The sequence below is a fragment of the Belnapia sp. F-4-1 genome (genome assembly GCF_000802185.1).
Lineage (GTDB): Bacteria > Pseudomonadota > Alphaproteobacteria > Acetobacterales > Acetobacteraceae > Belnapia.
On sequence record NZ_KN676113.1, the window covers coordinates 4,952,041 to 4,964,734 of the forward strand.

Annotated in this window: 9 protein-coding genes and 1 pseudogene; 3 read left to right on the plus strand and 7 right to left on the minus strand. The window is 67.8% G+C overall.

All coding sequences use genetic code 11. The annotated features are described in order from the left end of the window. Positions 1 to 645 precede the first annotated feature (645 nt). Entirely contained in the window at positions 646 to 2,451 is a 1,806-nt protein-coding gene (locus LH62_RS28685) for a recombinase family protein (protein ID WP_082012742.1), read from the minus strand. A 134-nt stretch (positions 2,452 to 2,585) separates the two neighbouring features. Here LH62_RS28685 and LH62_RS23355 point away from each other — a divergent pair. Together LH62_RS23355 and ggt are read left to right on the plus strand one after the other, a co-directional pair. Continuing rightward, a pseudogene (locus tag LH62_RS23355) lies at positions 2,586 to 4,019 on the plus strand (YifB family Mg chelatase-like AAA ATPase); the annotation flags it as partial. A 30-nt stretch (positions 4,020 to 4,049) separates the two neighbouring features. Then, positions 4,050 to 5,720, plus strand: coding sequence for a gamma-glutamyltransferase (ggt, locus tag LH62_RS23360; RefSeq protein ID WP_043364533.1), 1,671 nt, complete (start codon positions 4,050 to 4,052; stop codon positions 5,718 to 5,720). On the opposite strand, the gene LH62_RS23365 is transcribed toward ggt, so the two are convergent. Then, the gene (locus LH62_RS23365; RefSeq protein WP_043364534.1) at positions 5,721 to 6,851 is read right to left on the minus strand and encodes a UDP-galactopyranose mutase; all 1,131 of its coding nucleotides are present in this window, start codon (positions 6,849 to 6,851) and stop codon (positions 5,721 to 5,723) included. It abuts the gene before it with no gap. 185 nt (positions 6,852 to 7,036) lie between these two features. Here LH62_RS23365 and LH62_RS23370 point away from each other — a divergent pair, with 185 nt between their 5' ends. After that, a complete protein-coding gene (locus LH62_RS23370) occupies positions 7,037 to 7,504 on the plus strand; it encodes a CreA family protein (RefSeq protein WP_043364535.1) in 468 nt (155 codons plus the stop codon). Here the strand turns inward: LH62_RS23370 and LH62_RS23375 are convergent. The 5 genes from LH62_RS23375 to LH62_RS23395 all read right to left on the minus strand — a co-directional run bounded on the left by LH62_RS23375 (position 7,471) and on the right by LH62_RS23395 (position 12,556). Further along, positions 7,471 to 8,517 carry an ABC transporter ATP-binding protein gene (locus LH62_RS23375; protein WP_043364537.1) on the minus strand — a complete coding sequence of 349 codons (1,047 nt, stop codon included), beginning with the start codon at positions 8,515 to 8,517 and terminating at the stop codon, positions 7,471 to 7,473. The genes LH62_RS23370 and LH62_RS23375 overlap by 34 nt on opposite strands. Further along, positions 8,510 to 9,511, minus strand: coding sequence for an ABC transporter ATP-binding protein (locus LH62_RS23380; protein ID WP_043364538.1), 1,002 nt, complete (start codon positions 9,509 to 9,511; stop codon positions 8,510 to 8,512). Before LH62_RS23380 ends, LH62_RS23375 begins: the two co-directional genes overlap by 8 nt. After that, complete coding sequence (locus tag LH62_RS23385) at positions 9,511 to 10,422, minus strand: ABC transporter permease (protein WP_043364539.1); 912 nt, start codon at positions 10,420 to 10,422, stop codon at positions 9,511 to 9,513. Before LH62_RS23385 ends, LH62_RS23380 begins: the two co-directional genes overlap by 1 nt. Before the next feature lie 3 nt (positions 10,423 to 10,425). After that, positions 10,426 to 11,409 (minus strand): ABC transporter permease, encoded by a 984-nt coding sequence (locus LH62_RS23390; RefSeq protein ID WP_043364541.1) that lies wholly within the window; start codon positions 11,407 to 11,409, stop codon positions 10,426 to 10,428. Between the two features lie 64 nt (positions 11,410 to 11,473). Next, the gene (locus tag LH62_RS23395) at positions 11,474 to 12,556 is read right to left on the minus strand and encodes an AI-2E family transporter (RefSeq protein ID WP_043364542.1); all 1,083 of its coding nucleotides are present in this window, start codon (positions 12,554 to 12,556) and stop codon (positions 11,474 to 11,476) included. Between the last annotated feature and the right edge of the window lie 138 nt (positions 12,557 to 12,694).

The following is a 12,694-nucleotide window of genomic DNA, read 5'->3' on the forward strand; positions in this document are numbered from 1 at the left end:
CAGCTCGCGCTACCGCTTGGCGTTACGAAGGGTGCCTGGAACCGCGATGTCGGGAGGGCGGCGGTTACCATTATTCCCGGGCCCGATGGCCCCGCGGCCCCGATGTTTTCACCATGCCGACAGCGCCATGGTTCAACCTGACCGCCGGCACATTTGTCATCGAGATGCACTGGCCGCAGGGCCTATCCTCGATGGCGCAAATCCTGTCGCTCAACGATGGCCGCACCGGGGACGATCAAAGCTCTGTCTGCCTGAGGGTGAACAGCGGCGGGTCCAACATCGTGGCGGTAGCCAAGGTGCCCGGGCAGATCAACACCAACGGAGCTAACAAGCTCAGCCCGACCGCACCCTTCCGGGCGGCATTGGCCTATGACGCGGCCGGGTGCTACGTGACCTATGATGGCAACAGCTTTTCGAATGTCGGCCCGGCGCAAACCCATCTGTTCAACAAGCTGGCGATCGGCTCCGAGGTTTGGGCGCCAGCCAGCGGCGTCCCGCTGAACGGGATCATCCGCGACGTGACCTACTATCCTTGGCGGATGACCCCGGCCGAGCGGGTGGCAGCGACGACGCTCTATCGTTTCTCCGCCGGCTCCGGCGCCGGGAACATCTTGATCTTCCGGGTAGGATTTGTACCGAACTCGGCTAGTCTTCCTTACTGCCGGCTCGCTTTGTCATACCCCAGGACAAGGAAATGCCTTCTTCGCCGTTCTCGTCGATATGGGGGGTCTTCGTGGCACGAAGCCAGAATTCGCGCATTCGCTCCAGCAATTCCTCTTCAGTCCGCTCCCCTAGGTAAGGCGCGCGGTCAGGGAGCAGGCGGTGGGTGCCATGCTCTATGATGGCTTGGTTGATTACGCCGTAAACGAGGAAAGCGCGGCTGATATCCGCCACTACCTCGATTTGGTCAACGATGCCCTTCAGTGCCTCGGCTAGCTTCAGACGCGCGGCTCGCCGAACGACTGGATCATTGCTCTCCGCGGCCTCGCGCAGTTCCCGGATGGCCTCCAACGCGCTGCTGCTGGGTTGCCGGCCTCGGAGGGTCGAGAGGTCACGCTCCAGCGCGGCGGCCTGCCGTTGCTTCTCGGTGATGGATGCCTCCACCCTGGTGATCGATGCCAGGATTTCCGGTCGATCGCCGAGGTCTACGAGGAGACTGTCGAGCGCTGTCCGGTTGCGAGTGATTTCATCCCGCAGGGTTCCGACCTCCGCCTCGATCTGCCGCACTTTCGGCGACGCTGGCTGGCCCCCCCTGGGGAGGGCGAGTTCGCCGAGGTGGTCCAGGATCGGTCCCTCGATCTCATGGTAATTGACGTGCTCGGTCATATCGCAAACCAGTTCGCCGAGTAGTGGATCGCGGCGGCGGGCAAAGGCGGCAGAGCACACCAGCTTGTTCCCGGTCCGCCACCCTTGGTAGCCCGCCAGCATTTTGGTGGGTATTTTGCGGTGATCACCTTTGTTGCGCATCATCATGGATGATCCGCAGGCGGAGCATCTGATCAGACCTGTGAACAAGTTATGGACATTAACCTTGGGTCCGCCGGTTGCCTTGCGCGCCTGCCGCACGGCGTGAACTCGGTCCCAGAGTGCGCGATCGACGACCGCCGGGTAGTATCCGTGCCGCACACTCCCGGCGGCCTCGGCTCGGCGCACATCGCGGCCATCCTTGTCCATGGCATCCATCGAGAGATGCGCCTGGAACTCGCCGAGGACCGCTCGATTGCTCAGTATCCGGGCAATGTAGCCTGTGTACCATTGCCGGGCCTGAGGTCGCTTGCCGGGCTGCTCCCAGGTTGGGACACCGCGTTCGTTCAGTTCGCGGGCAATGCGTTCCTTGCCCATCCCATCCGCGCACATTTGAAATATCTCGCGCACTAGATTGGCACGCTTTTTGATTTCGATGAAATTGCCGGTGTTCTCGTTCAACTCGCACCACGCCGGGCACCATTTGGTCAGCGGCTTTTCGGCAGTGTCCCGCTTACCCTGCCATGCCGATTTGAGCCGTTTGCCGAGGCGCTGCGAGTATTCATAGGCGGCCTGCATTTTCACAACCGCGACGATAATTTGGCTGAGGCCGTCTCTGGCACTCTCCGCTGTGTAGCTCTGGTTATCCTCCAGCGTGACCACGGTAATGCCGCGTTGCAGTAGTGTGGTGAGCAGGCTCATCGCCGACAACACATCCTGGCGGCTAAATCGGTCGAATGCCTCAATCAACAAAATGCTGCCGGGCGGGATTTCGCCGGCTTCGACGGCTTTGACGAATCGGCCGAATGCCCCTTTTTTAACCGTCTTTCCCTTGTGCGCGCTCAAACCGGGATCGATATAGCTTGTGTCTAAGTGCAAGTTATTTTTGGCAGCGTAATTTATTGCGGCTTCACGCTGTCGTTGCAGGCTGTTCCCGTCCGCCTGATCGCGGGTCGAAAATCTGACGTAGCTGTAGGCGGTTCTCATCAGACCTCGCGGTTTCGTGCGGCGGAATCGCTGGACGCAGGACGGGATCGGTGGTTGCAATCGTCACGCCCACCCCGCGGCAGGAGACTGTTGCAGGATGGGTATAAACCCAGAAAACCGGTTCGACAATCCTAGTCGTCGGCCTGCCCGACAAGGCGGTTGCCGAAAGCCGCGAGCGGGTCCGCGCCACGCTGATTGCCCTCGGCCTCGCCTTGCCACCGAAGCGCGTGCTGGTGAACCTCGCCCCGGCCGACATCGTCAAGGAAGGCTCGCATTTCGACCTGCCCATCGCGCTCGGCGTGCTGGCGGCGATGGACGTGCTGCCGCGCGACCGGATGGCGCGTTACGCAGCCCTCGGCGAGCTTTCGCTGGATGGCATGATCCGCCCCGTCGCCGGCGTGCTGCCAGCCGCCCTCGGCGCCTCCGCCCTCGAGCTTGGCCTGATCTGCCCGGCGAGCCAGGGCGGCGAGGCCGCCTGGGCCGGCCGCATCGAAGTGCTCGCCGCGCCCGACCTGCTATCGCTGATGAACCACTTCCGCGGCACCCAGCGTCTGGCGCCACCGCAGCAGCCACCGGTCCAGCCCGTCGCGGAGCGCGGCCCCTGCCTGTCCGAGGTGAAGGGCCAGGAGAGCGCCAAGCGCGCCCTCGAGATCGCCGCCGCCGGCGGCCACAACCTCTTGATGGTCGGCCCTCCCGGCGCCGGCAAGTCGATGCTCGCCGCCCGCCTCCCCGGACTGCTGCCCGACCTGTCGCCTGCCGAGGCGCTGGAGGTCAGCCTCGTCCACTCCATCGCCGGCCTGCTACGGGGTGGCCGGCTCGTCATCCGCCCACCCTTCCGCGAACCGCACCACTCCGCCAGTCCGGCCGCGCTCATCGGCGGCGGCGGCCGCGCGAAGCCGGGCGAGATCAGCCTCGCGCATCATGGCGTACTCTTTCTCGACGAATGGCCCGAATTCCCCCGTGCCGCGCTGGAGGCCCTGCGCCAACCGATGGAGACCGGCCGCACCACCATCAGCCGCGCCAACGCCCACGTCACCTACCCCGCCCGCTTCCAATGCGTCGCGGCGATGAACCCCTGCCGCTGCGGCTATCTCGGCGATGCGCCCCGCGAATGCGGCCGCGCTCCCCGCTGCGGCGACGACTACCGCATGCGCCTCTCCGGCCCGCTGCTCGACCGCATGGATCTTGCCATCGAGGTGCTGCCCGTCCCCGCCAGCGAACTCGCCCATGCTCCGCCCGGCGAAACCAGCGCCGCCGTCGCCGCCCGCATCGCCGCCGCCCGCCAGCGGCAACGCGACCGCTACGGCGAGGCCGGCCCCCGCTGCAACGCCGCCGCCGAGGGCACCGTGCTGGAGCGCAGCCTCCTGGCCGAACCCGCTGCCCGCCTGCTCGCCGAGCAGGCCGCCGACCGGCTCCGCCTCTCCGCCCGCGGCTACACCCGCATGCTCCGGGTTGCCCGCACCGTCGCCGATCTCGCGGGGTGCGAAATCGTCCTCAGGGCCCATGTTGCGGAGGCGCTGGCCTTCCGCCACCGCGCTCCGGTTCCCGCCACTGCCATTGGCGGGTAGAAGCCGGAGACAGCCCCACCCAGGAGCACCATGGCCCGCCTCGTCCTCCTGCTCCTCTGCCTCGCCTTCCCTGCCCAGGCCCAGCGGCAGATGGTCGTCGCCGCCCATCCCATGGCGTCCGCGGCGGGACTCGCCATGCTCCGTGCCGGCGGCAACGCGGTGGATGCCGCCATCGCCACCCAGGCCATGCTCACCCTGGTCGAGCCGCAAGCCTCCGGCATCGGCGGCGGCGCCTTGATGCTGCATTGGGACGCCGCCGCCCGTCGCCTCGCCACCTGGGATGGCCGCGAAACCGCGCCCGCCGCCGCATCCCCGAGCCTCTTCCTCCGCGACGGCCAGCCCATGGGCTTCCACGAGGCCGCGGTGGGCGGCCGCGCCGTCGGCGTCCCCGGCGTCCTCCGAATGTTGGAAGCCGTCCACAAGCGCCAGGGCCGGCTGCCCTGGGCCCAGCTCTTCGCCCCTGCCATAGCTGCGGCCGAGGCCGGCTTCGCCGTCACTCCCCGCCTCGCCGCCCAGATCGCCGCCGATGCCGAGCGCCTCCGCCGCGACCCGCAGGCCCGCGCCTATTTCCTCCCCGAAAACAAGCCCCTCGCCGAAGGCGCCCGCCTGCGCAACCCGGCGCTCGCCGCCACCCTCCGCGCCATCGCCGAGCAGGGCGCCGATGCCCTGCACCGCGGGCCCATCGCCGCCGAGATCGCCGCCGCCGTGCGCGGCCATGCCAATCCCGGCCTGCTGACCACCGACGACCTCGCCGGCTACGCCCCGGTCGAGCGCCAGCCCGTCTGCGGCCCCTATCGCGGCTTCACCGTCTGCTCGATGCCGCCGCCGAGCTCCGGCGGCGTCGCCGTCCTGCAGATCCTCGCCATGCTCAGCCACCAGGACATGCAGCTCGACCCACGCAGCCTCGACGCCGCGCATCTCCTTGGCGAGGCCGGCCGCATCGCCTTCGCCGACCGCAACCGCTACCTCGCCGATACCGACCACGTCGCGGTCCCCGTCCGCGGCCTGCTCGACCCCACCTACCTAGCGATTCGCGCCCAGCTCATCGACCGCGACCATGCGCTGGCGACGCCCCGCCCCGGCAACCCGCCCTGGCAGGGCGGTGCGCCGCTCGCCTCGCAGCCGCCGCAGCCGGAGCACGGCACCAGCCACATCTCCGTCGTCGATGCCGCCGGCAACGCCGTCGCGCTCACCACCACCATCGAGGATGTTTTCGGCGCCCGGGTGATGGTCCGCGGCTTCCTGCTCAACAACGAACTGACCGACTTCTCCTTCCTGCCCGAGATCGACGGCCGCCCCATCGCCAACCGCGTCGGACCGGCGAAGCGCCCTCGCTCCTCCATGTCGCCGAGCATCGTCTTCGGCGCCGACGGCCAGCCCGTCGCCTTGCTCGGCTCGGCCGGCGGCTCCCGCATCATCGGCCATGTCGCGCAGACGCTGGTGGCGATGCTGGATTGGGGGATGGAGCCCCAGGCCGCCGTCTCCCTCCCCCGCATCGGCGCGCTGAATTCGACGCTGGAACTGGAAGCCGGCACCAGCGCCGCCGCCCTCGCCCCGGCGCTGGAGGCCCGCGGCTTCCCCGTCGAGGTGCGGGTGATGAATTCCGGCCTCACTGCCATCCGCATCCTGCGCGAGCCGGATGGCATTCGTCTGCAAGGCGGCGCCGATCCCCGCCGGGATGGCACCGCCGCCGGGGAGTAACTACTTCCGCGCCTCGATCCACTTGTCGACATGCATGAGCGACTGGTTGATGACCTGGTGCATGTCGAGATACTGGTAGGTTCCGCAGCGCCCGATGAAGCTGCACTCGCCGACCTTCTCCGCCAGCGCCTTGTACTTCTCGTAGACCGCCTGGTAGCGCCCGTCGCTGGTCTTCACCGGGTAGTAACGCTCCATCGCATTGTCGCGGTAGTCGCAGGGCTCCTCCGCGGTCAGCGTCTTCCGCCCTGTCTCCCGCACCACATGGTCGGGAATGCGCGACCAATCCGTCTCCCGCGTCAGCGGCCCGGCATCGGTGAAGTTGATCGTCGTCGCATAGCCGACGCCTTGATCCGCCGGCACCTCCCGGTGATGGAAGCGGATGGAGCGATAGGGCAGCGGCCCGTACTCGTAGCCGAAATATTCGTCGATCGGCATGCTGTTAAAGCAGTGGTCGAAGTCGCGCAGCATCGCCTTCTCGAATTCCCGCCCCGTCTCCACCGTGATCGAGGGATGGTCGAGGATGCGTTCGAAAGCCTTGGTGTAGCCGCCGCGGAACATGAACTGATACTGATCGTTCGGGAAATACCGGTCCTCGTCGTCGAAGCGGAGGGGGATGCGCTTCACCACCGAGGCATCCATCTCCTCGAGGTCCAGTTCCCACATCTTCTTCGTATAGGGCCGGAAGAAGAGGTCGGTCAGGTCCGGCCCGATCTGCGACAGCAGGTGCTCCGCCGCATTGGCCGGCGCCTCGATCGGCACGGCAAGGGTGCGGAGGAAGGCCTGCGCCGCCTCCGCATCCGGCAACTCGACCTTGAACAGCCGTTCCAATGTCTGCCGGTTGATCGGCATCGGCAGGCAGCGCCCATCGGCGAGCAAGGCCTCTACCTTGTGCTGATAGGGCACGAATTCGGTGAAGCGGCTCAGCCAGTCCACCACCGCCTTGTTATTGGTATGGAACAGGTGCGGCCCATAGCGGTGGATGCGGATGCCGTTCGCCCCCACCCCGTCGAAGGCATTGCCCGCGATATGAGGCCTGCGGTCGATGACCTGACAGCGATAGCCGGCCTCGGCGAGCTGCCGCGCGAAGACCGCGCCGGCGAACCCTGCACCGACGATGAGGATGGATTGCAACTCAGGGCTCCTTCCGCAGGCTTCCGGTCCCGGTCGGGGCCGACGCCAGCGCAAACAGCCCGGGGCCCCATATGTTGCACCCGCTCACAGCCACGTTTGCGCGGGCCAGGGGAACCCGGCGCCTCCGCGCAACCTTCCCGGCCGGACTTCGTTCACCAGCAGATACGAACCCGAGAGGCCTCCCGATGCGCGTCCCCGCTTTGCTCCTCGCCCTGCTCGTTTCGCTGCCGGCGGCTGCGGCGGAAGAGACGAAGGAGATCGGCCACGTGAACACGGCCATCACCAATCTCGGCCTGACCCGCAGCCACCGTGTGGTGGTGGAGCGCTTCGACGACCCGGACGTGCCGGGCGTCTCCTGCTACATCAGCCAAGCCCGCACCGGCGGCGTCTCCGGCATGGTGGGCCTCGCCGAGGACCCGGCACGCTTCGGCCTGTCCTGCGTAACGACAGGCACGGTACGCGTCACGGAAGGGGCCCGCCGCGGCGAGCGCGGCGAGAATGTCTACGAGAGCAACACCAGCCTCTTCTTCAAGGAGACGCGCGTCCACCGCTTCGTCGACGAGGAGCGCGGCGTCGTCGTCTACATGGCCTGGTCGACCAAGCTGGTGGACGGCTCCCCCTACAATGCCGTCGCGGTCGTACCGATCCGCTGAGCCGCCGGCACGCCACCGTCGCGTCCCTCCTCCACCGCATGGCAGGCGGTGAGGCCCTGCTTCATCGCCCGCGCCGGGATCAGCGCCGGCCGCTCCGCCTTGCAGCGGTCATTCACCAGCGGGCAGCGCGGATGGAAGGGGCAGCCGGAGGGTGGGCTGATCGGGCTCGGCACCTCGCCGCCGACGGGGATGCGCTGCCGCCCGGTCATCTCGAGATCAGGGATCGCCTCCATCAGCGCCCGCGTATAGGGGTGCCGTGGCGTGGTGAATAGCGTCTCCGCCGGCGCCAACTCCACAAGCCGGCCTAGATACATCACCCCGATCCGGTCGCTCACCTGCCGCACCACGGCGAGGTTGTGGCTGATGAAGAGATAGGTGAGGCCAAGCCGCGCCTGCAGATCTTTCATCAGGTTGAGGATCTGCGCCTGCACCGAGACGTCGAGCGCGCTCGTCGGCTCGTCGCAGACAAGGAAGTCGGGGTTGGAGGAGAGGGCCCGCGCGATGGAGATTCGCTGCCGCTGCCCGCCGCTGAATTCATGCGGGAATTTCTCCCCGTCGAGCGGCGAGAGCCCGACCTGCGTCAGCAGCTCCGCCACCTTCGCCTGCTGTGCCGCCGCACCCGGCGTCATGCCGAAGGCACGGATCGGCTCGGCGACGATGTCCTTCACCCGCCAGCGCGGATTGAGCGAGGCGTAAGGATCTTGGAAGATCATCTGCATGCGCCGCCGCTGCTCGGCAATGGCCCGCGCCCGCTCCAGATCCATCCCTTCGAAGACCACGCGGCCTTTGCTCGGCGGATAGAGCCCCACCACCAGCCGCGCCACGGTGGACTTGCCGCAACCGCTCTCGCCGACGAGCGACAGCGTCGTCCCGCGCGGGATGGCGAAGGAAATGCCGTCGACCGCCCGCAGCGTCCGCTTGCCCTCGCCGGCCAGCACGCGCTGCAGCCAGGGTCGCGACACATCGAAGTACCGGGCGAGGTCCTCGACCTCGAGGATCGGCGTCTCAGCCATGGGGCATCGCCTCCGGCGCATGTTTCTCCGAGGCAGCGTCGTAGAGCCAGCAGGCCGCCTCCGTCGCACCCGTCGCCAGCAGCACCGGCCGCTCCACCAGGCAGCGGGCGAAGACCTCCGGGCAACGCGGGTTGAAGGCACAGCCGCGGGGGATCGCCGAGAGCCGCGGCATCGCCCCGTCGATCTGCGCCAGATGCTCCACCTTGCGGTCGAGCGGCGGGATGGAGGCCATCAGCCCCGCCGAATAGGGATGCTTCGGGTGCTTCACCACCTCCCGCACCGGCCCGGTCTCGGCGATGCGGCCGGCATACATCACTGCCACCCGGTCGGCGGTTTCCGCGATCACGCCCATGTCGTGGGTGACCAGCATCATCGAGGTGCCCTTGTCCCGCGCCAGCCCCTTCAGCAGCGCGATCACCTGAGCCTGAATGGAAACGTCGAGCGCCGTCGTCGGCTCATCGGCAACGATGAGCTTCGGCTCGGCGCAGAGCGCCAGCGCGATCACCACGCGCTGTCGCATGCCGCCCGAGAATTCATGCGGATAGCTGTCCACGCGCTGCGCCGCGGCCGGAATGCCGACCATCTCCAGCCAGCCGATCGCCCGCTTGCGCGCCTCCGCCCCGTCGAGGCCGAGATGCGTCTGGATCGTCTCCACCAGCTGCTCGCCGACCGTATAGAGCGGGTTCAGCGTCGTCAGCGGATCCTGGAAGATCGCGCCGATCTCCCGCCCGCGGATGCGCCGCATCTGCTCATAACGCAGGTTGTCGATGCGCTTGCCGTTCAGCAGGATCTGCCCACCGGCGATCCGCCCCGGCGGCTCCAGCAGCCCGATGATGGCCGCCCCCGTCATCGACTTGCCGGCGCCGGACTCGCCGACCACGCCGAGCACCTCGCCCGGCGCGATCGAGAAGGAGACGCCATCGAGCGCCGTGAGCACGCCCCGCCGCGTCGGGAATTCGACGCGCAGGTCGCGGACTTCGAGCAAGGGGGCCATCAGCGGAGCCTCGGGTTCAGCGCATCGCGCAGCCAGTCGCCGAGCAGGTTGACCGACAGCACCATGGCGATGAGCGCAATGCCGGGGAAGATGGCGATCCACCATTCCCCGGAGAAAAGAAAGTCGTTGCCGATGCGGATGAGCGTCCCCAGCGAAGGTTGGGTCTGCGGGACGCCCGCACCGAGATAGGAGAGCGTCGCCTCGGAGATGATGGCGTTGGAGAGCCCCAGCGTCGCGATCACCAGCACCGGCCCGAGCACGTTCGGCAGCACATGGGTCAGCATGATCCTGAGCTGCGAAATGCCGATCACCCGTGCCGCGAGCACATATTCCTTGTTCCGCTCCACCAAAGTCGAGCCGCGCACGGTGCGGGCGAATTGCGGCCAGGCGCTGATGCCGATGGCGAAGATGACGACGAAGAGCGCCACCCGCTCATGCACCTCCGAGGGCAGGGCAGCACGAGCGATGCCATCCACCAGCAGCGCGATCAGGATGCTCGGGAAGGTGAGCTGGATGTCGGCGACGCGCATCAGCACCCCATCCACCACCCCGCCCGCATAGCCTGCCAGCAGCCCGACCGAGACGCCGACCACCATGGAGAACAGCACCGCGCAGAAGCCGACGAGCAGCGAGACGCGGGCGCCGTACATGATGGCCGAAAGCACGTCCCGCCCCTGGTCATCAGAGCCGAGCGGATAGGCGGCATCCCCTTCCGCCGCCCAGGCCGGCGGCTTGAAGGCGTCGATCAGGTTGAGCGTCGCCACGTCGAAGGGGTCATGCGGTGCCAGCAGCGGCGCCAGCACCGCGCCGAGGATGCAGATGAGTGCCACCACCGCCGAGATGACGGTGACGGGCGAGCGCCGGAAGGACCAGAACAGGTCGCTGTCCAGCATGCGGGCAACAGCGGCCATCGCTCAGTGCCCCCGCTTCGCGCCGCCGACCCGAAGCCTCGGGTCCACGGCGTAGTAGAGCAGGTCGACGACGAGGTTGATGGTGACGAAGACCAGCGCGATCAGCATCAGATAGGCCGCCATGACGGGGATGTCGGCTGAGTTCACCGACTGGATGAAGAGCAGCCCCATCCCCGGCCACTGGAACACCGTCTCGGTGACGATGGCGAAGGCGATGATGCCGCCGAGCTGCAGCCCGGCGACGGTGATCACCGGCACCAGCGTGTTCTTCAGCGCATGGCCGAAATTGATGGCGCGGTTGCCCAGGCCCCGGGCACGGGCGAATTTGATGTAGTCCGTCCGCAGCACCTCCAGCATCTCCGCCCGCACCAGCCGCATGATGAGCGTGAGCTGGAACATCCCGAGCGTGACCGAGGGCAGCACCAGCGCCTTGAGGCCCGAGACGGTGAGCAGCCCCGTGCTCCACCAGCCGATCTGCACCGTGTCGCCCCGCCCGAAGCTCGGCAGCCAGCCGAGCCATACCGAGAAGACGAGGATCAGCAGGATGCCGATGAGGAAGGTCGGCAGCGAGACGCCGATCAGGCTGAAGGTGAGGAAGAAGCGGCTCAGCCAGGAGTTGCGGTAGAGCCCGGTGTAGACCCCCATCGGCACGCCGATGCAGAGCGAGACCAACGCGGCGCAGAGGGCCAGCTCCAGCGTCGCCGGCGCCCGCTCCTGGATCAGCCCCGCCACCGGCCGGGACAGCCGGTAGGACAGGCCGAACTCGCCCTGCAGCGCATTCCAGATGAATTTGGCGAATTGTACGAAGAAGGGCTGGTCGAGCCCGAGGCTCGCCACCAGCGCCTGGCGCTGCTGCTCGGTGAAATCCTGGCCGAGCATGATCGCCACCGGATCGCCGACATAGGCGAACATGGCGAAGCTGATCAGCGCCACCACCGCCATGACCGGCAAGGCCTGGAGGATGCGCGAAATGATGAAGGCAAGCATTCGGGGGCCGTCCCTGCGGGCTTTTCCGCCCCTATAGGCCGCGGCCTTCCGTGACGAAAGGGTGTCAGCCGGTCCTTCCGCTCCCTTCAGCCCCTTCCGTCGCCCAGTCCTTCAGCAGGGTGAACCCCACCGCGAGCAGGACCGGCCCGAGGAACAGGCCGAGGAAGCCGAAGGCGAAGACCCCGCCCAGCGCTCCGAGCAGGGTCAGCAGCAGCGGCAGGTCGGCCCCGCGCGAGATCAGCCAGGGCCGGATCACATTGTCCGCGCTGCTGATGCCGAATGCCCCGTAGAGCCCGAGGAAGATTGCCCACCCCGTCGAGCCCTGGCTGAACAGCCAGAGCGTCGCCGGGATCCAGATAAGCGGCGCCCCGACCGGCATGATGGAGATGACCCCCGCCACCACGCCCAGCAGCACCGGCCGCGGCACACCGGATATCCAAAGGCCGAAGGCCGTCATCAACCCCTGCACCAGGGCAGTGCCGAGCAGCCCATAGACCACGCCCCGGGTCACGTCCCCGGTCAGCGCCACCAGGCGCCGCGTCCGGTCCCCGGCCAACCGCTCCAGCGCCGCCTCGCTCCGCCGGGCGATGGAGGGCCCGTCCCGGTATAGGAAGAAGGCGAGGAAGATCGCCACCAGCAGCTCGGCGATGCCGGAAAGCACCGCCAGCAGCACCGCCAGCGCGTTCTGCGCCAGCGTCCCGGCATAGGGGCCGAGCAACTCGGCGAGCCCCGACAGGCCGAAATCCACCCCTTCCAGCTGCTCGGCGAGGAAGCCGCCGATGAGCGGGATGTTACCGAGCCAGGTGCCGAGCCCGGGCATGCCCTGGGTCAGGAAGGTCTCGACCGCATGCCGCAGCCCCTCCACATCCTCGCGCTTGGTCGGGGTGGCGAAGACCAGTGGCAGGCCGATCAGCAGGAACTCCACCAGCACCATGACGCCAGCAGCCCAGCCGGGCGACATCCCCGTCCGCTCCCGCAGCATCCGGTAGGCCGGCCAGGTGGAAAAGACGAGGATCGCCGCCCAGAGCAGCGAGGAGAGGAAGGGCCGGAGCACCAGCAGGCAGCCCACGGCCAATGCCAGCGCCGCCAGCAGGCCGAGCAGGGCGGCCGGCGTGAAGCGCTCGGTCGGAAGTCGCGGCTGGGTCATCGTCGCTCCGTATCATCCCGCGCCGCCGGGCGCACCCTCATGCCCGCCCTGTAGCCATACCCGCCCGCCCTGGGTAGCTTGCGCCGCGGCTGCCATAGCAGCTTCGACCCTGGACCATGATCCGCGATCATGGTCCAG